20 protein-coding genes are annotated in these 21,557 nt (G+C 53.5%); 10 read left to right on the top strand and 10 right to left on the bottom strand.

All coding sequences use genetic code 11. The features are described from left to right. Position 1: 1 nt before the first annotated feature. From ACFPOF_RS17240 to ACFPOF_RS17230, 3 genes are read left to right on the top strand one after another with little or no spacing between them, the layout of a single operon-like run. The gene (locus ACFPOF_RS17240) at positions 2 to 1,405 is read left to right on the top strand and encodes an MBOAT family O-acyltransferase (RefSeq protein WP_378134823.1); all 1,404 of its coding nucleotides are present in this window, start codon (positions 2 to 4) and stop codon (positions 1,403 to 1,405) included. Positions 1,406 to 1,423: 18 nt separating this feature from the next. Continuing rightward, positions 1,424 to 2,575: a DHHW family protein gene (locus ACFPOF_RS17235; RefSeq protein ID WP_378134821.1), complete on the top strand. Its 1,152-nt coding sequence runs from the start codon at positions 1,424 to 1,426 to the stop codon at positions 2,573 to 2,575. A 30-nt stretch (positions 2,576 to 2,605) separates the two neighbouring features. Next, the gene (locus ACFPOF_RS17230; protein ID WP_378134819.1) at positions 2,606 to 3,382 is read left to right on the top strand and encodes a DUF4358 domain-containing protein; all 777 of its coding nucleotides are present in this window, start codon (positions 2,606 to 2,608) and stop codon (positions 3,380 to 3,382) included. A gap of 393 nt (positions 3,383 to 3,775) precedes the next feature. Here the strand turns inward: ACFPOF_RS17230 and ACFPOF_RS17225 are convergent, their stop codons facing one another. The 5 genes from ACFPOF_RS17225 to ACFPOF_RS17205 all read right to left on the bottom strand — a co-directional run bounded on the left by ACFPOF_RS17225 (position 3,776) and on the right by ACFPOF_RS17205 (position 9,364). Then, positions 3,776 to 4,252, bottom strand: a complete 477-nt coding sequence (locus ACFPOF_RS17225; RefSeq protein ID WP_378134818.1) for a C40 family peptidase — start codon at positions 4,250 to 4,252, stop codon at positions 3,776 to 3,778. Positions 4,253 to 4,404: 152 nt separating this feature from the next. Then, a complete protein-coding gene (locus ACFPOF_RS17220; RefSeq protein WP_378134816.1) occupies positions 4,405 to 5,487 on the bottom strand; it encodes a cation diffusion facilitator family transporter in 1,083 nt (360 codons plus the stop codon). Between the two features lie 171 nt (positions 5,488 to 5,658). Beyond that, complete coding sequence (locus ACFPOF_RS17215) at positions 5,659 to 6,540, bottom strand: ROK family protein (protein ID WP_378134814.1); 882 nt, start codon at positions 6,538 to 6,540, stop codon at positions 5,659 to 5,661. A 38-nt stretch (positions 6,541 to 6,578) separates the two neighbouring features. Further along, entirely contained in the window at positions 6,579 to 7,973 is a 1,395-nt protein-coding gene (gene thrC, locus ACFPOF_RS17210; protein WP_378134812.1) for a threonine synthase, read from the bottom strand. A gap of 452 nt (positions 7,974 to 8,425) precedes the next feature. Further along, positions 8,426 to 9,364, bottom strand: coding sequence for a TRM11 family SAM-dependent methyltransferase (locus tag ACFPOF_RS17205; RefSeq protein ID WP_378134810.1), 939 nt, complete (start codon positions 9,362 to 9,364; stop codon positions 8,426 to 8,428). A gap of 109 nt (positions 9,365 to 9,473) precedes the next feature. Here ACFPOF_RS17205 and ACFPOF_RS17200 point away from each other — a divergent pair, with 109 nt between their 5' ends. Next, on the top strand, positions 9,474 to 10,277 hold the full coding sequence (locus tag ACFPOF_RS17200; RefSeq protein WP_378134808.1) for a PPK2 family polyphosphate kinase: 804 nt from the start codon (positions 9,474 to 9,476) through the stop codon (positions 10,275 to 10,277). A 32-nt stretch (positions 10,278 to 10,309) separates the two neighbouring features. On the opposite strand, the gene ACFPOF_RS17195 is transcribed toward ACFPOF_RS17200, so the two are convergent. Beyond that, positions 10,310 to 10,960 (bottom strand): hypothetical protein, encoded by a 651-nt coding sequence (locus ACFPOF_RS17195; RefSeq protein ID WP_378134806.1) that lies wholly within the window; start codon positions 10,958 to 10,960, stop codon positions 10,310 to 10,312. 255 nt (positions 10,961 to 11,215) lie between these two features. Between ACFPOF_RS17195 and ACFPOF_RS17190 the strand changes: the two genes are divergently transcribed. Beyond that, positions 11,216 to 12,487 carry an MFS transporter gene (locus tag ACFPOF_RS17190; RefSeq protein ID WP_378134804.1) on the top strand — a complete coding sequence of 424 codons (1,272 nt, stop codon included), beginning with the start codon at positions 11,216 to 11,218 and terminating at the stop codon, positions 12,485 to 12,487. A gap of 26 nt (positions 12,488 to 12,513) precedes the next feature. After that, positions 12,514 to 13,059 carry a GNAT family N-acetyltransferase gene (locus tag ACFPOF_RS17185; protein WP_378134802.1) on the top strand — a complete coding sequence of 182 codons (546 nt, stop codon included), beginning with the start codon at positions 12,514 to 12,516 and terminating at the stop codon, positions 13,057 to 13,059. 235 nt (positions 13,060 to 13,294) lie between these two features. Here the strand turns inward: ACFPOF_RS17185 and ACFPOF_RS17180 are convergent, their stop codons facing one another. After that, positions 13,295 to 14,533, bottom strand: a complete 1,239-nt coding sequence (locus ACFPOF_RS17180; RefSeq protein ID WP_378134800.1) for an MDR family MFS transporter — start codon at positions 14,531 to 14,533, stop codon at positions 13,295 to 13,297. 203 nt (positions 14,534 to 14,736) lie between these two features. Between ACFPOF_RS17180 and ACFPOF_RS17175 the strand changes: the two genes are divergently transcribed. The 4 genes from ACFPOF_RS17175 (at position 14,737) to ACFPOF_RS17160 (ending at position 17,638) form a co-directional block, all read left to right on the top strand. After that, positions 14,737 to 15,417 (top strand): SOS response-associated peptidase, encoded by a 681-nt coding sequence (locus ACFPOF_RS17175; RefSeq protein ID WP_378134798.1) that lies wholly within the window; start codon positions 14,737 to 14,739, stop codon positions 15,415 to 15,417. Positions 15,418 to 15,623: 206 nt separating this feature from the next. Continuing rightward, a complete protein-coding gene (locus ACFPOF_RS17170) occupies positions 15,624 to 16,463 on the top strand; it encodes a hypothetical protein (protein WP_378134796.1) in 840 nt (279 codons plus the stop codon). Positions 16,464 to 16,698: 235 nt separating this feature from the next. Continuing rightward, complete coding sequence (locus tag ACFPOF_RS17165) at positions 16,699 to 16,914, top strand: hypothetical protein (protein ID WP_378134794.1); 216 nt, start codon at positions 16,699 to 16,701, stop codon at positions 16,912 to 16,914. A 175-nt stretch (positions 16,915 to 17,089) separates the two neighbouring features. Continuing rightward, positions 17,090 to 17,638: a L,D-transpeptidase gene (locus tag ACFPOF_RS17160; protein WP_378134792.1), complete on the top strand. Its 549-nt coding sequence runs from the start codon at positions 17,090 to 17,092 to the stop codon at positions 17,636 to 17,638. A gap of 51 nt (positions 17,639 to 17,689) precedes the next feature. Here ACFPOF_RS17160 and ACFPOF_RS17155 read toward each other — a convergent pair whose 3' ends face one another. The 3 genes from ACFPOF_RS17155 to ACFPOF_RS17145 are packed head-to-tail and all read right to left on the bottom strand — an operon-like array spanning position 17,690 to position 21,551. After that, positions 17,690 to 17,947 (bottom strand): DUF6953 family protein, encoded by a 258-nt coding sequence (locus tag ACFPOF_RS17155; RefSeq protein ID WP_378134790.1) that lies wholly within the window; start codon positions 17,945 to 17,947, stop codon positions 17,690 to 17,692. Between the two features lie 30 nt (positions 17,948 to 17,977). Then, entirely contained in the window at positions 17,978 to 19,831 is a 1,854-nt protein-coding gene (locus ACFPOF_RS17150) for an ABC transporter ATP-binding protein (RefSeq protein WP_378134788.1), read from the bottom strand. Beyond that, a complete protein-coding gene (locus tag ACFPOF_RS17145) occupies positions 19,812 to 21,551 on the bottom strand; it encodes an ABC transporter ATP-binding protein (protein ID WP_378134786.1) in 1,740 nt (579 codons plus the stop codon). Before ACFPOF_RS17145 ends, ACFPOF_RS17150 begins: the two co-directional genes overlap by 20 nt. Positions 21,552 to 21,557: the final 6 nt, after the last annotated feature.

Here is a 21,557-nt window from a genome sequence, read left to right as displayed (position 1 = left end):
TATGGTGTTCAGCAGCCTGCTTTTCCTATTCCTGTTCTTGCCTGCCGTGTTGCTGCTCTACTGGCTGTCGCCGCGCAGGCTGAAAAACCTGATGCTGTTCTTGGCCAGCCTCGTCTTCTACGCATGGGGCGAGCCGGTCTACATCGTCATTATGCTGATTTCCACCGTGACGGATTTCATTTTCGGGTTGCTTCTGAGCAAGCCGGAATGGGGACCGAAACGCAGGAAAGCGATTGTTGTCGCCTCGGTCATCGTCAATCTGGCATTGCTGTCCTATTTCAAATACGCCGATTTCCTTATCGGGAACGTCAACGCCATGCTCGGCACGGACATTCCGCTTTCTGAGCTTGCACTGCCGATCGGCATCTCGTTCTATACGTTCCAATCGATGTCCTACATTATCGACGTCTATCGGGGGACGGCGAAAGCTCAACGCAATTGGATCGACTTCGGTACGTTCGTCGCCCTGTTCCCGCAACTCGTCGCGGGGCCGATCGTGCAGTATAACACGATTGCAGAGCAGCTCGGGGAACGCCGGGTCACGATAGCCATGTTCTCGGAAGGCGTACGTCGGTTCATCATTGGACTCGCCAAAAAAGTGCTGCTCGCCAACAACATCGGCCTGCTCTGGCACGCGATCTCTGACACGGATATCGGCACTTTGCCTGTGCTTACCGCTTGGCTAGGCATCGTCGCCTTCGCTTTCCAGATTTACTTTGATTTCAGCGGTTATTCCGAGATGGCCATCGGACTTGGGTTGATGTTCGGTTTCCGGTTTAACGAAAACTTCAACAAGCCGTATACCGCGCAAAGCATTACCGACTTCTGGAGAAGATGGCACATCTCCTTGAGCAGTTGGTTCAAGGATTACGTCTATATCCCGCTTGGCGGCAATCGACGCGGGCTCGGCAAACAGTTGCGCAACATTCTGATCGTCTGGGTACTGACCGGCATATGGCACGGCGCAGCTTGGAACTTCATGCTATGGGGACTCTACTTCGGCGTCATTCTCGTCTTTGAAAAATGGGCCGGGCTCCGTCTGCTCGCCAAAGCGCCGCGATGGATCAGGCATAGTTACGCTATTGTGCTTATTCTCGTCGGATGGGCGTTGTTCGCCTTCGATGAGCTGCCGAAAGTCGGCAGTTACCTTGCCGCTATGTTCGGGCTGAGCGGACGTCCGATCTGGGACGACTTAACGATCTACTTCGCGTATACGAATGCGCTTCTGCTCACCCTGCTGATCATGGCTTCCCTAGCGTGGAAGAAACGCGCTTCCACAGCTCCGGCGATGGGTGGAGGCGTTCGTGCCGCCGCGAATGTCGTCTGGTGCGCAGGATTGTTTTTCCTGTCGGTCTCTTATCTGGTCGACGCAACCTTTAATCCGTTTCTCTATTTCCGATTTTAACGACAAGGGGATAACAGCATGATCAACAACAAATCGGAACGGTCGCTTGCGGTCGGATTCGTCGCGACGCTGTTCCTCTTGTCGCTGACGTTCATCCTTTCGCCGGTCGTCAAGTTCTCCGAGCTGGAAAACCGTTATTTGCAAGCTGTGCCTCGGCTCACCTGGGACAACCTGATGTCCAAGAAGTTCGCGGACGATACTGAGAAGTTCGTCACGGATCATTTTCCGCTTCGCGGGGACTGGGTGTCGGTTAAATCGGCTTTCGAGCAAATGCGGTTGCAACAGGAGAACAACGGCATCTATAAAGGCAAGGACGGATACTTATTCGAGAAGTTCTCGGAACCGGATGCGGCGCTTGTCGCAAAATACGCCGATGTGGTAAAACAGTTCGCCGCCATGCACCCGGAGACGAATGTAGCGTTTATGCTCGTGCCGACTTCCGTTGGCATGTATCCGGAACGATTGCCATGGAAAGCGCCTAACTATCCGCAAAAAAATGTTAATGACGCGATTGCAGACCGACTGCAAGGAATCGGCAATCTGACGTACATGGACGGCTTTGAATTCCTACGTCCGCATGCGACGGAAAACCTCTATTATCGGACGGACCATCACTGGAAGACGCTAGGCGCTTATTACGCCTACGAAGCTTACGCCAGACAGATGGGGTGGAAGCCGTTGTCGATCACTGATTTCGATGTAACAACAGTCAGCGAATCTTTCCTCGGCAGCTTCCATACACGCGGACAGTTCAGCATGCTGAAGCCGGATGAGATTCAGGCGTTCGTGCCGAAAAAGCAGACGCATACGGAAGTCTACGTCGCGGATACGGACGAGACGCTTCCGAGCCTGTACGACGATAGCTTTCTTCGGAAAAAGGACCAATATTCGTACTTTCTGGGCGGCGTTCATGCACTTATGAAGTTAAAGAGCGACTTCGGTGACGGCCAAGCCGATCTGGATAAGCTGCTCGTCGTGAAAGACTCTTACGCACATGCTTTCCTTCCATTCTTGACTCAACACGTTAAAGAAATCCATGTCATCGACATCCGCTACTATAACGGAAGTATCGCCGATTACATGAAAGCTAACGGCATCACGAATACGCTCATGTTATTCAACACCGCGACATTCGTCGGCAACACAGAAATCATGAAGATCGACAACTAAATCACACGATCAGTAAGGGAGATATCAACAATGAAAAAACGCGCACTGATTGTTATTCTTACAACGATGATTTTGGGCAGCGCCCTGTCCGCTTGCAGCGGCAACAATAACGGCGGTTCCACGCCAGGCGCCTCGCCTTCCAGCTCCGCCAGCGCAAGCCCTTCGGGTAGCCCGAGCGCCTCGCCTAGCGAAGAAGCTTCCGAAAGCCCTTCGGCAAGCCCTTCCGAGAGCCCCTCGGCGAGTCCAAGCGAGACGCCGACGCCAAGTCCGAAACCGAGCAAAGATCCTGAACCATCGAAAGAGCCGACGCCGACCAAGAAACCCGAACCGTCAAAGAAGCCAACGCCAACGCCGAAACCGACAGAAAAACCAAAACCAAAGCCGACACCGTCTCCGAGCCCAAGCCCGGCTGTAGGCCCTGCCTCGAGCGACATCGTTGACGCAATGCTTAAAGCAGTCGAACAACCTCATCTGAACGAAATGTCCGCCGATCAGATTAAAGAAAGCTACGGCATCGATACGTCGACGCTCGCCAGCTTCTCGGTCCGCGCACCGCTCATCAACATCAAAACAAACGAGATCGCCGTGTTCGAGGTGAAAAACGCCAAATCGATCGACGCGATCAAGAAAGGCATCGTTAAACGCGCCGAAGATGTGCAGAAAATGTTCGAGCATTATTTGCCTGACCAGTACGAAAATGCGAAAAACTACAAAATCGTCGTCAAAGGCAACTACGTGCTATTCATCATTTCCGAAAGCGCAGCCGATCTCGAGAAAGCTTTCACGACGGCGTTCGATAAAAAGTGATTACGCTAGCCTGTTGCCATGTTTTCATGGTTTTTGGCGGCATTGCGTACTGCAAGTTGGTTTGACCATCTTATGGTGCATTTAGCACGCTGCCGGCGTACTGCAAGACGGTTTGACCATCTTATCGTTCATTTAGCACGCTGCCAGCGTACTGCAAGACGGTTTGACCATCTTATCGTTCATTTAGCACGCTGCCAGCGTACTGCAAGACGGTTTGACCATCTTATGGAGCACTTAGCACGCTGCCAGCATACTGCAAGACGGTTTGACCATCTTATGGTGCATCTCCCTTGACGAGGTATAAGGGACAGGTGCAGTTCTGCGCTAACTAAAAGAAGGAGCGGCCCATATGAGCCGCTCCTTCTTTTATATTCAAGCTTTTTTAACAACCTCTTAAAGAACGCGACGAGCCGTTACGTAGGCGCTGCGCCAATAGCTCGTGTTCATGTCCGATACGGTGACGCCTTGACTGCTGCTTGCGTGAAGTATTTTGCCACTACCCGCGTAAATCGCTACATGGCTGATGCTGTAACCGTTCGTCTGGAAAAAAACAAGGTCGCCGACGCTTAAGTACGCCTTGTCGACTTTTTCCCCCTCGTACGCTTGAGAGATCGAAGTCCTTGGAAGGTCGATACCGAATTTACCTAAAATATATTGCACGAACGAGGAGCAGTCGAACGCATAAGTAATGCCTGGCGTCGCGCCGAACTGATACGGAGTTCCTTGAAACGTCTTGCCGAATGAGATCAGATCGAGCGATTGCTGCGTTGCCGCGCTCGCCTTCGGCGCGTGTCCGGCCATCGAACCGAGAAGCGCCATACCCGCGATGCCGCAAGCGAGTACCGTTTTCGCCATCCATTTGTTCATCATCCTGTCATCATTCCTCCAAGCCGGTTCTAGCTGCCTTCTATCGGCAACTTTGCTGTTGGAATGACTATAACACAATCATTTATACCGATAATTTACCAAGGAGAACGCAAAAGCGGTCGCAGGAACGTTTTTTCTTCTTTCTTAGAATCACGTTAGAAAACGTTAATGTTCGGATGCTGAATTTCCGTCGTCTCAATTTGAATGGTCGCATGCTCGATGTCAAAAGATTGTTCAAGCAGACTGATAGCCTGCTGTAATATGCGCTGGGCTTGCGCCCCGTCTTCGACGAGCAGATGGCAGCTTAGCGCATGCATCCCAGATGTGATCGTCCATATGTGCAAATTATGAACACCCGACACGCCTTCGATCGCAACAAGCGCCTCTTTCACTTCTGCTTGATCGACACCATCCGGAGTACCTTCCATCAGAACATGGACAGTGTGCTTCACGACGCCCCACGTCGAACGCAAAATCAACAGAGAAACGAGAACACTAATAATCGGGTCCGCAATATACCAGTCCGTAACAAGCATAATAATGCCTGCCGCAACAGCCCCGACCGAACCTAGCGCATCGCCGAGGACGTGCAAGTATGCGCTGCGTAAGTTGATGTTGTTTTTCACATCCCCTTGCCTCATAAGGGCAAAAGCACTCAATAAGTTGGCAGCGAGACCGACGCAGGCGATCATAATCATAGACAAGCTGGACACTTCAGGTGGAGCCGAGAATCTGCGAATCGCTTCCCAAAGGATAAAACCGGCAACGATAAACAGCGTCACTCCGTTAAAGAGCGCGGCCAATATTTCGAACCGATGGAATCCGAACGTTTTGCGAGGAGAGGCGGGTTTCGTTGCGAACCAGATTGCGACGAGACTAAGCGCAAGCGAACTGGCATCGCTGAGCATATGGCCGGAATCGGACAGCAGCGCGAGACTGTTCGTGATGAGACCGCCCGCGAATTCGAGTATCATAATTGCTCCGGTAATGAGTAAAGCAATCGTCAGCCCGCGTTTGTTGCCTTCCCTTGCTTCTCCGTGGTGATGGTGGCTGTGTCCGCCGTGGCCGTGATGGTGGTGGCCATGACCGTGGGCATGAGAATGAGCGTTTTGCCGGTTGCGGTTCTTACCGACTGGAGCATCGTGCGTATGGTCGTGATCATGATCATGATCATGACCATGAGTGCACACCTCGTTATGTTCCTCGGACAAAATCTTATTTAATCGTTGCTGGCTCATGGTGAATTCCTCGCTTTAATAATACATATGAATATATGCTCATATATATTATCTATGATAAACAAGTAAGCTGTCAATAACTTTCCCATCTTATGCGAATTGAAGTATCGGGCGTTTGGGCTATTCGCGCAACAAAAAACCGCTCCCGAAGGAACGGTTCTAAGGGTGAAACTATTTTACTTCGCGAAGCGCTTGGAGGCCGAGCGCAAGCGAGCCGCAGAGACCAGCATTGTCGCCGAGCCCCGGCGGGACGATGTATTCGTCGATACCCGCTTCCAGAGAAGCGGCGACGACGTAACCTTTCAAATTGCGGCGCACTTGTTCGCGAACAAGCGGAAAGAGCTGCATCTGATGCATGACTCCTCCGCCGAGAATGATCCGCTTCGGCGACAGCAGCAACACAGCACTCGCGAGCGCTTGCCCGATGTAGAAAGCTTCCATCTCCCAAGCCGGGTGATCAGCGGCGAGTTCATGGCCTTTAACGCCCCAGCGAGCTTCGATCGCCGGACCGGCCGCCATCCCTTCCAGGCAATCGCCGTGGTAAGGGCATTTGCCCGCGTACGTGTCTTCCGGATGGCGACGTGTAAGCACATGTCCGCCTTCGGGATGCACCATACCGTGCACGAGCTTGCCTTCGGCAAAGACGCCGACCCCGACGCCTGTTCCTATCGTGTAATACATGCAGCTATCGAGACCGCGCGCCGCTCCCCAAGTCGCTTCCCCGAGCGCCGCCGCGTTCACGTCCGTGTCCCAGCCGATCGGCACGGAGAGCGCTTTGCGCAGTTCGGGAAGCACCGGGTAATTCGCCCAGCCCGGTTTCGGCGTCGTCGTCACGCTGCCGTACGTCGGGCTAGTCCGATCGATGTCGATCGGCCCGAAAGACCCGACACCAAGCGCTTCGATAGATTTGTCCTTGAAATATTCAATCACTCGCGCGAGTGTCGTCTCCGGTTGCTCCGTCGGGAAGCTGACCCGATCCAACACTTCGCCGTTTTCATTGCCGATGCCGCACACGAATTTCGTGCCGCCGGCTTCTATCGCTCCAATCAACAAAACGGTTCCCCTCAACTTCCATTTAACGTTATCGCAGCTCAGACGAAGAAATTTTCCAGTTGTTTCGCGACTTCTGCTTTGGCATTGTCGACGACCGTTTGCCGTTGCGGCTTGTCGAACAGCTCTTCGATCCGCTCCGGAAACTTCTGCTTTATGCCGACGAGACGAATGGCTTCATCGAACTTAGCCGGGTGCGCCGTCGCAAGCGAGACGAACGCGCCCGCGTCTTGCGCCCCCGCTTTCTCGTAAGCGGCAATGCCGCATGCGGAATGCGGGTCCAACAAATAGCCGTATTGGTCCTGATACGAGCGGATCGTCTCCAAGCATTCGTCGTTACTAACGCCGTATGCGGACAAATCCTGCTGGATGCGAGCGACCTCGTCCGCCGTAAACGTCAGTTGGCCTTCGGATTTAAACTGCTCCATGCGAGCGGATACCGCAGCAGCGTCTTCCCCGAGGAAATAGTACAAATAACGCTCGAAGTTGCTCGCCACTTGAATATCCATCGACGGACTGTGCGTCATGCGGAAGCCTTCCGGCTTGTACACGCCTTCCCGGATGAACCGCTCGAGAATGTTGTTCTCGTTCGTCGCAAGCAGCAGTTGGTTGATCGGAACGCCCATTTTTTTCGCAAGCATGCCTGAGAAAATATTACCAAAGTTGCCGGTCGGAATGCTGAAACTGACGCCGTTCGCGCGTTTCTCTTTCGGCAACTGCAAGCAAGCGTAGAAGTAATACACCGACTGCGCCAGAATACGCACGAAATTAATGGAGTTAATTGCCCGCAGATGGTATTTGGCCTTAAACGGCAAATCCGCGAACAGCTCCTTAATAATGCCTTGGCAGTCATCGAAATTACCGTTCACCGACAAGTTCAGCACGTTGTCGTCCTGCACGGTCGTCATCTGCAGTTCTTGCACGCGGCTCACTTTGCCGTTCGGATGCAAAATACAAATTCGGATGCCTTCTTTGCCACGGACACTGCTGATCGCCGATGCGCCCGTGTCTCCGGAAGTCGCCCCAAGAATGTTGATGATTTCATTCCGCTGCTTCGCGACGTAAGCGTACAAGTTGCCCATTAGTTGAAGGGCAACGTCTTTGAAAGCGAACGTCGGGCCATGAAACAGCTCCATCACGCTTAACGAGTCGTTTAACGTCGTTAACGGAAGCACATCAGGGCTCGTAAACCCTGCATAACTGTCTTGAATCAGCTTTTTTAGGTCAGCATCGGGGATTTCACCGTTTGTGTACAACGGGAATACTTCGAACATGAGCTCCTGGAAGCTGAGCCCTGACCAGCTTTCAAACTGCTCCGACGACACTACCGGAATGTGCTCGGGAACGATCAGGCCGCCGTCTTCACCGAGCCCCATCAGGAACATATCGATAAAGCCGATCGGCGCGACTTGCCCTCTCGTGCTTATATATTTCATCGCTGTTTCTCTCCTCGCCATTCGCTAAGTTTTTCTTTCAGTCCATTGTGGACGAAACGCGCCGGAATTTCAATCCTTTACTCCGGCAAAATGGGGCTTCGCCTACGTGGAAGACGAGAAAAATTACATCTAGCAGGATTAATACGTCTCGGGCATTAACTCGACCGGATTCATCCGCCACGAGCGGGATTTACTGCGTCTCGCGCATTAACTCGGCCGGATTCACACACCGCGAACAGGATTTACTGCGCCCGACGCATTAACTCGGCCGGATTCATCCGCCGCGAGGGGGATTTACTGCGCCCGACGCATTAACTTGGCCGGATTCACACACCGCGAGTGGGATTTACTGCGTCTCGCGCATTAACTCGTTCTAAGGTGTGGCATCTTTTCGTAATCGTAAGTGATTGTCTGCCGCCAATATAGCGCAATCGTATGCGTCAACGCTTCCCCTACTCGCACAGGAGTACAGAGCGAACAAACTTGCCTTTGCTCACCGTACAGCGGTCGCGGATGACGAAACCCGCCTCAGCGGCGAACCGATCGACGTCTTCGACGGTGACCAGAACGACCCGCCGTGCGAAACGCCGCGCACTCCGGAGCATCTCGAGCTTCTCTTCGTCGGGCAAAACGGAGCACAGATTATAGGGCAGATCAATGATCGCAGCATCGTACGTTTCGGTGATTTGCCTCATGTCTCCGAGCGTGACTTTAGTGTCTTCATAGCCGAAGTACGCCAAGTTCTCCCGCGCGCCCATCGCCGCCAGCGGATTGAGCTCACGACCGTCGATGTCGATGCCCATCGACCTCGCTTCGACGAGCACTGTTCCGATGCCGCAGCACGGGTCGATCGCACGAACACCTTCCGGCCTTGGAACCGCGATGTTCACAACCGCACGGGCGACGCGCGTGCTCAGCGCAGTCGAATATTTCCTCGGCTTGTCATTATGCCGTAGCCATACGGCTTCGCCCATAGCGCATTCGCCGAACAGCCACTTGCCTCCCGCCCGCACGAAGCCGAACGTCCGGTCCGGTTCGCGCATATTCGCCGTCCCTCTTATCCGTCCGCCGACCGCCCGCTCCATCGCTCTTTTTTCCCCATAATCGAACTTCCCGTCTTCGCCCTTCGCCCCGTTGTCTAGCGCCAGCACCTTAAACGTCGACCCCGCCAGATCAAGATCTGCCGATAGTTCCGCGATCCCGCTCAACTCCGCCGCTTCGAACAACACGTCGACACGCAGCTTCAGGAACGGGCTTCGCCCGGGATCGATTTTCGTCCCGCATAGCAGTCCGCCGCCCTCCCCCTCCGTCCCGAACAGCGCCCGGGCCTCCATTCTCCGCAACCCTTCCTCTTCCTCGTTGCTCGCGGTCAAGTAATAATATAAAGACATAGTTGGAACCACCTTTACGCTGCAAATCTGGATTAGCAATCGTTGGAAACTTGTTTTACTATAGTATAGTAGAAATACGGCACTTATCCGATAACGAGGAGCGATACGCATGCTGGATGCATACCGTCTTGACGAGAAGAAAAAAGTGCTTCTGAAAAACTTCGATCCTGAAGACACCGCAGGGTTCGCCAGCAAAGACGAAGTCGAGGAAAGTTTCGCCAAGTTAAAGGACGAGCTGGTGGATATTCAAGAGAGGTTGTTCGCCTCCAAAACGAACGGAGTGCTTATCCTGTTCCAAGGGATGGACTGCAGCGGCAAAGACGGCGTCGTCAAAAAGGTGCTTGCCGGCCTGAATCCGCAAGGTTTTCGCGCTGAAAGTTTCAAGCAGCCGACAGGCGACGAAGCCGCTCACGACTTCTTATGGCGCGCTCACAAAGTGACGCCTCCCAAAGGTTACATCGTTTCTTTTAACCGCTCCTACTACGAGGATGTGCTTATCACCCGCGTGCACGGGCGCATCGACAAAGAGACGGCCGCCACCCGCCTCAAGCAAATTCAACATTTCGAGAAAATGCTAGCGGACAACGGTACGACGATCATAAAAATTTTTCTTCATATTTCACCTGAGTTCCAGCTAAAGAAAATCAATGAGCGGATGGAAATCCCGGAGAAGCGCTGGAAGTTCGATCCGAGCGACCTGCGCGAGCGGGAATTCTGGGACGAGTACACGAAAGCTTATGAAGCTGTGTTCAAAGCAACCGGGACAAAAACGAACCCTTGGCATATCGTACCTGCGAACAATCGCTGGTTCCGGGATTATCTTGTGCTGAAAATCATCGTATCCGCGCTGAACAAATTAAAGCTCGAATACCCGCAAGTCGAATTTGAGCCGCATCCGCGACAAGAGGGCTGAACAGTATTTTAGTGTGATCGTGAGTGAATCAGCTAATCGAGCATCACTTTAATGCCAGTGACTTGCTCGGGATACGACTCCTCTACGAGGCCGGTCGTCCATGCTCGGGCTTCCTTGCCGATAAGGGCGTCTCCAAATTCGCGCGGTGCGGGTTTGCCGTCTATGTATACATTCGCGTCGTCCGTTAATCCGATCCATACGGCGGCCGGGTCGTTCGTATTGCCGTTTTTCTTCGTTTCACTCACGACGAGGATCCGGTTTCTTTCCTTGTCGATCTCGGTCACGATACCGATCGGGGCGAGATTGTCACCGCAGCACTCGCTGACAGAGAGTTTAATCGAAAAAGGAGCGCCGTTCAGCTCGAACAGGCGTTGCTTAAATGCCTCCAACTCCTCGTCCGTAAGCTTATGCTCGATATCTCCGTAGCTGCGAACGTTCATCTCTATTGAATCGGCAAAAGAGCCGTACCATAAGATATCGATCGAATGGTCGTGGCCAAGCTTGCGGGCTTTGCCGTTCAACTTCTCGATAACAGTTGCCAAAGCGTCAGCCGAAGCCGGCTTTGTGTTGGCGTCTTGCATCGGAGATTCGACTGCGACTGGGGAAAAGCTGCGGTTGTCGCGGTCGCTGCAGCCGGTTATCAAAAAAGCAATTAATACGCAAATACTAGTGAGCTTCGACATCCTTATCGGCCCCTTCACTTCGATACTGCTTTGTTTGTTTGACGCTCAGGATGCACGCTTTGTTGCGTTCCGCTTCTCCCCAAAACATGGCTTAGCGGTTTCCCTTTACGGAAGCCGCTTTTTCTGTTAATTTTCATCATATAAGATCGACTCGGAGAAGAGGAAGTCCATTGTAAAAAACGCGAATAACCTACCCTTGCTTAACTACAACCAAAAGTCTAATTTTTCACACCACGAAACAAGGGGTTATTCGCTATGCAAAAATACGCTTTCCGACTGCTCTGGACCGGGCAGTCTTTATCCGCATTGGGCGATGTTCTCTACATCGTCGCATTGATTACTTTGTTGTACGACGCAACCGGCTCTGCAGCTTATACCGCCGCCATCCCTTTCCTGCGATGCTTCGCCAATCTCGTCAGCGGCATACTCGCACCGATCGCATTGGAACGTTTTGCGCTCGGCAGGCTGCTCACGTATGCACAAACTTTCCAAACTTTGCTTCTGCTCGTTCTGACATTGGCTATGTTCGTCTCGTCCGTTCCGATTTCGCCGCCGATTATTCTGTTATTCGTCTTACTGCTGTCTTGGTTGGAAGCCTGGATTACCCCCGCCAAAAACGCAATCGTGCCAAAGCTCGTCGAAAAACACCGGTTGTTGAAAGCGAATGGTCTGCTTTCCATGATCGAACAGACCGTGCGGCTAGCCGGTTGGGCGGCAGGGGCTGCGCTGCTCGTCGCCATCGGCGCGCAGAACGTCATGTGGACGACTTTCGCGTTGTTCGCACTGGCGACGATCGCTATGGCTCTTATCCGCGAACGGGAGCGCACGGAGGATAAAAAGCAGATTCATGCAAAAGCTTCGCGCGATGAAATGGCGTCTGAACAACCGCGAACTTTACGCGAGAAGCTGCAGGAAGGATGGCTCGTCCTTTGGCGAGTCCCCGCTCTGCGTGTAGTCTCGATGCTCGAACTATTCGAAGGTTTGGCAGGCGGTATTTTCGTTGGCGGCGTTATGCTCGTTTACGTGAAGGAACTGCTCCACCGGGGAGAAGATTGGTGGGGCTTTATCAACGCCAGTTACTTGCTCGGCGCGCTCGTCGGCGGTGCGTTCGGCATCGCTTTATCTCGCTGGGTCGATCGTAAGCTCGGGCACACGATCTTGTACGGTTCCATCGCATTCAGTGCCATGACTTTCGGCTTCGCATGGATTCACGTCCCGATCGCGGCGCTCGTATTAAACTTCCTGATGGGACCCGCGTTCCAACTGCGCGATATCGCACAGCGAACATTGTTCCAGAGATCCATCGAACCGGATCAATTGCCTCAAGCGTTCGCCGCCAAAGGAACGCTCGTCTACGCAACATTCGGCATCTCGGCGCTGCTTATGGCCGCATTAACCGACTGGCTCGGCGTACAGTCGGCGCTCACCGTCTCCGCCATCCTTTACGCCTGCTGCGCTGCCGTCGCCTACGCGAACAAACGGTTGTTGTTTGAGGCTTCGGACGTTCGGAAAACATCTGTCAGTTGAAACAAACTTGAAGAGAGGGACGACCAATGAACTTTCCAGTCCTTGAAACAGAAAGATTAATTCTCCGACAATTACGATCGGAGGATGCGCCCGATTTGTTCAACTATTTCTCATTAGATGAAGTGACGGAATTTTATGATTTGGACAGCTTCACGGAAGTGAAACAGGCTGAAGAGTTAATCGATAATTGGAACGAGAAATTTAATCAATCGCTTGCTATTAGATGGGGAATAAGTCTTAAATCTGAAGATCGAATCATTGGCACTTGCGGTTTTCATAAGTGGGCTAAGAAACATTATAAGGCTGAGATCGGATACGAATTATCGCCAAAATATTGGCGTCAGGGTTATATGGCAGAAGTATTGGAACCCGTATTGAAATATGGATTTGAAGTCTTTGAATTAAATCGAATTGAAGCTCTGATCCATCGAGGGAACAATAGCTCAAGAAAGGTTTTGGAAAAGGCGGGCTTTATGGAAGAGGGATTACTAAAGGAATATTTTTATGAGAAAAAGCGTTTTGTAGATGCTGTGATCTTTGCGAAGCTAAAAACGGTTAATCGCATCGTGTGATAGGGCAACAGAGCAAAAACTCCTCAACGTTCGCCAAACGGCTTTCGTTGGGGAGTTTTTTGCTGTTCATGGAGATGCTGCAAGCTACCACCTGAGATTCGGACCGAAAACAAGGGCGTTGCTGATTAGCCTGCCCGCGGGCACGATCGTTCGGCCTTGTTGTATGTACGCTCTTGCGTCACTTCCATATATCGGCAACGGGGTGTTTCTTCTACAGTGCTTGAAAGCGCCTAGCCTAGGTCGATTCGCGTATTTTCGCCTTGCCGGTATTGATCAACGTTTCCCCCGCTCTATAAAACACGATCGCAAACAACGCAACGACTGCCATCGCCAGAAACAGCAACGTTCCGTTATAACGACTGAGCAGGAGACCGCCAACCCACGGACCGAGAAAATGGCCCAGGTTGCTGAACGATTGAGCTCCGTAATAAGCCCCTCTCATTCCTTCCGGCGCAATCCGATCGGTAAGAATGTTGCCCGCCGGGAAAGTCAGCATTTCGCCGAACGTGAACACGATCATCGAAGCGATAAATGTAATCCATCCGACCGAAAAAGCGAAACCGATATTACCGATCACATAGAAAATGACACCGACAGTCAGCACGGTAATCGGCTTATGCTTGTCCGCCCATTTCGTAAAAGACAATTGCAGAGCGACGACGGTAACCGCGTTCACGCTCATCATAACGGCGAACAGCGTAACGCCATCCGCAAATTTTTCGCCGACATATTGAGACAATGTGACTGTCATCTGCGAGTAACTGATGGCGGTAATTATACTTCCGAGCAAGAAGTAGCGAAGCACAAGATCAGAACGAACGACGTTCAGGACGGTGCGAAACGTCTGTCCAGCCTTCTGCTCCCCCTCGATACGGCGAATGCCGAACCGATTCAACAGCACATACAGCGCAACGGCGTACACCAAATAGATGACTGCGGTGATGAGAAAAGGCAGCGTGCTGTCCAGCGCCGCGAACAGCGCACCGAGCAGCGGGCCGACCGCAACGCCTACGTTGATCGCCAAGTAGCGAAGGGAGAACACTTTGAATCGGATTTCCTTTGGCGACAAATCTGCCATGAGCGCCTGCGACACCGGTTCGTAGAAAGATCGGCACAGCCCGTTCAGCATACTGAACAGGAAAAACAACACCGCGCTATCGGATAACGCGAAGCCGAAGAACACGACCGCCCACCCGAACAGTGCCCCCAGCAATATTTTCCGTCGTCCGAACAAGTCCGACATCGCTCCGCCGACGAACCCGCCAACCGTACCGGCAAGCGGACCAGCGCCGATGATAACACCGATCATAACCGCGCTTAATTCCGTATGCTTCGCCAAATAAATCGCCAGAAACGGCAAACTCATGGAAGAGGCAAGACGCGCCAGGATCGTACCTACGAGCAAAGAGTGCACGATCGGGTGATAGGTGCGTCCGAATTCAAGAAGCCGACTGTACATTTTGCTGTTTTTCATGCTGTTGCGCCTCCGTTCGCCGCCTCAATTAGTTTCACCTGATGAAATCAAGTTTCATAAATACCGGATTTATATATTCCTTATCTTACTCTCATCCATTGCCGATTGCCAGCAATTATTTGGGCGAATGGCGACAAACAAGCTTCCCCGTTGGATTCTTGCTCCGGTTGCTTATATACTGAATTCATTGGAGGGGACGGACGATGTGCGGAAGATTTACGATCGAAATGACCCTAGAGGAACTTTTGCTGCGGTATTCATGTATGTCGACAGACGACCTCTACCACTCGCCGAAATATAATGTAGCGCCGACCCAGATGGTGTCTGCCGTCATAAATGACGGGAACGCGAATAGGCTCGGCGCGCTGCGCTGGGGACTCGTTCCTTCATGGGCACAGGACGACAAAAGCGGCAGCAAAATGATTAACGCGCGTGCGGAAACGATTCTTGAGAAACCGTCGTTCAAACAGTTGATTCGCCGCAAAAGGGCCATCGTGCCGGCCGACGGTTTCTATGAGTGGAAGAAAAACGGGAACGCGAAACAGCCGATGCGCATCACACTCAAAGATGGAGCCGTCTTCTCGATGGCCGCACTCTACGACTCATGGCTCTCTCCCGACGGCAGCAAGCTGCACACGTGCACGATCATCACAACGACGCCAAATGGCCTGGTTGCCGATATCCACGATCGAATGCCGGTCATTTTGCACCCTGAAAACGAAGCGGAGTGGCTAGCCCGCAGCAACGTTGATGTCACGCGACTGACTAAGATGCTCGTTCCTTACGAGGCGGAGAAAATGCGAGCATACCCCGTCTCACAGCTCGTCGGTAACGTTAAGAACGACTCGCCGGAACTGATCGAGGAGCAGATGGTTTTATTTTGAACCTACCAATAGAACACATGTTCTCTAAAACCTCTTGACATCCTTTCAAACGATCAGGTATAGTGAACGACACAACCAAATTTTAGCGTATTGCGTGAACACCTTACGAGGAAGCACCCGTAAGCCAAGGCCCTGCGACGGCCTTGCTTGCGGGTGCTTTTTGCGTTCGGCGCCAAACTAAACCATTTCTCGAAGGAGGAATCCCCATGTCCATGTCATTCCGAACAAACGTAACGAAAATCACGCTTGTCCTGCTCTCCGCCCTGCTGTACATCGGCCTCACTACCGCACCTACTCCGGTGTCGGCAGCGGCCTCGATCGAGCTGAACGCTCCCGTCAAAGCCGCATTCGATGCAACCGTCAAGGCGGCAGACGAAGGGAACGCGGCCAAGCTGACCCGGCTCTACAACGATTTCAGTTCCCTGCTCGCGCAAGACGTCACTCTTGAGGCACAGATCAAAGACACGCATTTCGCCAACGAAGAAGCAATAGGTGCGGCGCGCAAACGAATCCGTGATATCGATGCAAGCAAGCTGGCTGCACTCGACGAGCAGGTCAAGCAAGCGAAAGCGCGTTATCGTCCGCTTTTCGACTTTTACGCCAATCTGAACAAACAGATTGCCGCCGCCAAGCTGCTCAAGAATAAATCGCTAATCTCCTTGCTGCGAATGCAAGCCGATGCGATGAAGCTGCCCGTCCAACTCGCTCGCGAGAGCATCCGCGCCAAGACAGAAGCCCAGCAAGTCGCCAAAGCCGACGCCGCGCGTAAAATTAAAGCAGCGAGAGATTGGCTTGCCACTGTTGAGCCGCTTCAGACACAGATCAAGGCTCACCGGAGCGCGGCGAGTCTGCCTCGGAGCAGCCGTTCTCCCGCGTGGTCGAACTTTAAGCGCGTCTCCAAGAAAGCCGACGCAAGAGGCACGCTCGACTCGCTTCAGATGCTGACGACGCTTTCGCGGCAGATCGTCGAACGACAGCAGAAAATACTCGCTCTCGAAAGCAAAATCAACGAGATCGTCGCCGAGACGAAGGCCCGATATGCGTAGCCGCCGCCCCCGCGGCATCGACCGCCATTACGGCTGGAGACGCTGCCGGATTCGGAAAGCGAGCTAGCAGCGCGCAACCATTTGTCACTGATCACGAATTCACAGCTTCTCACGGAAGTGTCGTCTTGATCGCACTGCGGTATAATAGACTCCGATTCCGCAAAACGGGAGAGCGGCATGGCACACGATCGAGCCTGCCGCTCCCCGTCGCGAACGAGAAGGAGTTATCGTATCTATGGCATTAAACATTCGGCTGATGACCGATTCCGATTTCGAAGATGCCATGCTGCGCCATGCGCGGCTGCGCGTTTTCAAGGACGATCACATTGTGGACAGCGGAGGCACAATTGTCCGCTACGATGGAAACACCATTGTTGTTCAGTCCGGCGTAGGCGACTTCGCATATCATTCCCGCACGGACTGCGAGTTTTATGAGGTTAGACAGCGCTAAGGTATCGACAACGACACTGCCGGGCGGGCTTGTGACGAGTTGCTGAACGCCTCCGATCAACCAGACCCCCTTGCAAAGCCCGAAAGCCCGATTTTGTCCGATGAGCCTGAAAATGCCCATATTCCCGCACGTCTCCGCATATAATGCTGTATTTTCGAATTCGGAGGGTGTGGCAATGGGCATAAGATTCGCTCTCGGGCGAAAAACCAGCATTTTGCTGCTAGCGCTATCGCTCGTCATGGCGTTGTTCGCCTGTGCGAACGCAAGCGCGGCAACGGCCGCAACGACATCGCAATTGGCGCAGAAATACGCCAAATACGCGAAATACGAACAGTTTATACTGATCGACAAATCGACGAACAAGCTTTATTTTTACGAGGAAGGCAAGCTTGTGAAATCATTCCCGGTCGCCACAGGAAAGAAGCCTTCCTATACGCCGGAAGGCTTGTTCACCGTGCACGAGAAAATCAAAAATCGACCCTACTACAAAGAGAAAATCAAAGGCGGCGACCCGCGCAATCCGCTCGGCGACCGCTGGCTCGGCCTCGAAGTGACCATCAATGGAAAGACGTCCTATGCTTACGGCATTCATGGCAACAATAACGAGAAGTCTATTGGCAAGTACGTTTCCGCAGGCTGCATCCGCATGCACAACAAGGACGTCCACTGGCTGTATGACCAGATCAAGACGTCCACTCCGGTGCTTATCACAAAAAAAATGTAACCGGAGCGGACGGCACATACATGCTCCGGCTTCCTCCGCTCCGTTCGTCCTCTATTCTTTAATGGCCGATGTCCAGCCCCAGTAGAAGGCGTCCCGGTCCCACGCGGCTTTGCCGCCGTGGAGTTTCTTGAACGCCTTCTTCACTTCTTTGTCTATCGATGCATGCCCGTTCTCGTTAACGAAGACGAACTGCTCGCCGAAATGCTCGCGTATGTACGAGACAGCTTCCTCCTGATACAGAACGCCTGCGTCCCTCATTCTGCCGAACATCCACTTCGCCGCTTCCTCGGCCGTACGTTCTTGTTCCATTGGCAATAATTCCCCCTTTCTGAATGCCCATCAATGCAACTGCACATAGCCGTAATAAAGATCGCTGTATAAGCCCTTCTGCGCCAACAGTTCCTCGTGCGAGCCGCTCTCGGCGACCCGACCGTCCTTCAGCACGAGAATGCGGTCCGCCTTACGGATCGTGTTCAGCCGGTGGGCGATGACGAAGCTCGTGCGTCCTTCCATAAGCCGCTGCAGCCCTTCTTGGATTTTGATTTCCGTCACCGTGTCGATGCTGCTCGTCGCCTCGTCGAGAACAAGAATGGCCGGATCGGCGAGAATCGCCCGCGCGATGGCGAGCAACTGCTTCTGCCCTTGGCTGATGCCGCTTCCGTCTCCTTGCAGCACTTTATCGTAACCGCCAGGCAAGCGTACGATAAACGAGTGGGCGTTAGCCAGCTTCGCTGCCGCCTCCACTTGCTCGTCCGTCGCATCTAGCTTGCCATAACGGATGTTCTCCCGGATCGTACCTTCGAACAGGAACGAATCCTGGAGTACGAACGCCATCTGCGAACGTAAGCTTTCCCTGCGCACTTCGGCAATATTTTGCCCGTCGACCGTAATGAGTCCCGAATCTGGCTCATAAAAACGCGACAGCAACTGGATAAGCGATGTTTTGCCCGCTCCCGTCGGCCCGATGATCGCAATCGTCTCGCCGGGAAACGCCGAGAAACTGATGTTCTTCAGCGTAGGCTCTCCCGCATTGTACGAGAACGATACATCCCGGAATTCAACGGCCCCTTTCGCCGGCGACAGCTCCCTCGCCCCCGCTTCGTCCTTCGTCTCCGAATCCTCGTCCATGATCTCGAACACCCGCTCCGCGCCAGCGATGGCGGACAGCAACGTATTCCACTGATTCGCCAGATCGTTCAACGGCCGCGTGAACTGCCTCGCGTACTCGACGAACACGACGATCACGCCAACCGTGACGTGGCCCCGAATCGCGAGCAGCCCTCCCGCCCCCGCGATGATCGCGAAGCTGAGGTTGTTTAAGCTGTTCATGACTTTCGGAATAAAACCCGAAATGCTCTGCGCCCAGAACCCGGAATGACGGATACGTTCGTTGCGTTCGCCAAATTCACGCAAAACCCGCTCTTCTTGCGAAAATGCTTTAACGAGCCGCTGTCCGGAAAGCGTCTCTTCAATATAGCCGTTGATATCTCCCAGGTTGCGCTGCCGCTCTTTGAACAACACGCTCGTCCGCCGCGTAATCCAGCGCATCCCGATCATCATAAGTGGTACGATGAGAAACGTCAGCAGCGTAAGCAACGGACTAAGCAACAGCATAACGACGACAGTGCCGGACAGCATCAGCGCGCTGGAGAACAGTTGGATCGCAGAGCTGTTCAGCGTAGAGCTGACGTTGTCCATGTCGTTCGTCATCCGGCTCATCAATTCCCCGCGCTGCCGCTTAGCATAAAAAGGAATCGGAAGCCGGTGCAAATGGGCGAACAACTCCATCCGCATACGGTACACCGTCTCCTGCGCGATGCCGATCATCCAGATGTTCTGCAGCCAGCCGACGACGGACCCGAGGACGTAGACCGCCGCCAGTCCCGTCAAGAACAACGCCCAATCCGCGCCTCCCTCGCCTCCCAAATATCGGTCGATCGCTTGTCCGATCATGTACGGCCCAAGCAAAGAAAGCCCAGAACTAAGCAGCACCATAAGCAGCACAAGACTTAGACGCCCTTTGCGCCGCGCGAGGTACTGCCAGACGCGCCGCAGCGTCGCTCGCCAGTCTTTCGCTTTCTGCACCTGCTTTATTTTGCCTCCCGGCTGAACGCCGAGCCCGATCGCTCCGCCTTTGGGCAGCTCCATCTTTGGTTTTGGGTATCGAAAAGGTTCACGTAACGCTTCCCACATGAGAATCCTCCTCCCCGTATTGAGATGCGTAGATGCGACGGTACAACGGACTCGTCTCAATTAGATGCCCATGATCCCCCTGCCCGATCAGACGCCCATCGTCGAGCAGCAAGATCAGATCGGCATTGATCGTCGAACTGATCTTCTGCGTCACAAGGAACGTCGTGCACGCCGTCTTTCCGATCTCGGCAAGCAGCGCCGCTTCCGTCTTGACGTCGAGCGCGCTCGTGCTGTCGTCTAGCAGCAGAATCGCCGGCTGCCGAACCAGTGCTCTAGCGATGGACACGCGCTGCTTCTGACCGCCGGACAAGTTAATGCCCTTCTGCCCAAGCAACGTCTCATATCCGTGTGGCAGTCCGATAATCGTATCGTGAATTTGCGCCTGTCTGGCCGCTTCCTCGATGCGCTCCATCGGGACGTTGTCCAACCCCCATGCGATGTTGTCCCGTATCGTTCCAGTGAACAGAACAACTTCCTGCGGCACGTAACCGATCGACTCGTGAAGCTGCTGTGCATTCCACTCGTTCGCCGCTTTCCCGTCGATGCGGACAACGCCTTCGCTTTCCTCGTACAACCGGACGATCAACTGGACAAGCGAAGACTTGCCTGAACCCGTCGCGCCCAATATGGCAACCGTCTCTCCCGGCTTCGCCTCGAATGTGACTTCTTCCAGCGCGGCAGCGGACGTTCCCGGGTAGTTGAATGTCACCCGTTCGAAAGCGACAGCGCCTTCCCGTATGCCTTCGGGCGAACGATTAACGCGGTCGGATGCCGAGTCCCCCTCCGTCTCCAAAGTCTCGCCGATCCGGTCCGCCGAAGCTCTCGCTCGAGAGAATGCCGCTACAAGTCCGGACAATGTCGCCAGAGCTCCCGACGTCCGGATTGAATAGTTCACGATCGCGACGACAACGCCTGTCGTCGCCGTTCCCGCCACGATCTCCAAGCGTCCGAAAGCAAGCACGGCGATAATGCCTGCGTTCATGATGAGAACAATGAAAGGCTGCGTCATCTCCGTGAGACGCAAAGCGGACATCGTCGCCCGCATCAATTCGCCGCTGCTGCGAGCAAACCGTTCGCCTTCCGTCGTTCTTCTGACGAACACGCGGATGAGCCGCATGCCGCTTAAGTTTTCCTGCATGACGCCGTTCACCGCATCTAGCCTACGCTGAACGTTGCCAAACAATCCGGCCGCCTTCCGCACCATCCATACGACGAACCAGACAAGAAGCGGAACAGTGAGTAGCAACAAGAAGCCAAGCTGGGCATGAACGACAAGCGCCATGATGATGCTTCCTACGACAACGAGCGGCATGCGAAGCATGAATCGCAATCCCATGAACGTCGTATCTTGTACTTGGGTGACGTCGTTCGTAAGCCGGGTAATGAGCGATGACGTCGGAAAACGGTTAAACACCGCGTAGGCGAAACCTTGGATTTTGCCATACAGTCTTTCACGCAAATCGTAGCCGATGCTCTGGCTCACATGCGCCGCGTAGAAGGAGCTTAATACGCCCGCGCCGAACGCGATTACAGCGCCGCCAATCAGAATTCCGCTCCATAGCAGGACGACGGATCGATCGCCGGGAACGATGCCGTCGTCGATAATACGGGAGATCAGCAAAGGCTGCGCGAGCTCCACCGCGAGCTCGACAAGCATGAGAAAAACCGCCATCCAGGCGGCCCCTCGATATTTGTTCAAATAATGAAAAACGAGTTTCATAGGCGT

Origin of the sequence: Cohnella soli, assembly GCF_042655525.1 — a bacterium.
GTDB classification, from domain to species: domain Bacteria; phylum Bacillota; class Bacilli; order Paenibacillales; family Paenibacillaceae; genus Cohnella; species Cohnella soli.
The sequence above is the reverse complement of the archived record's forward strand: the minus strand, read 5'-3'. Positions and strand labels throughout refer to the sequence as shown.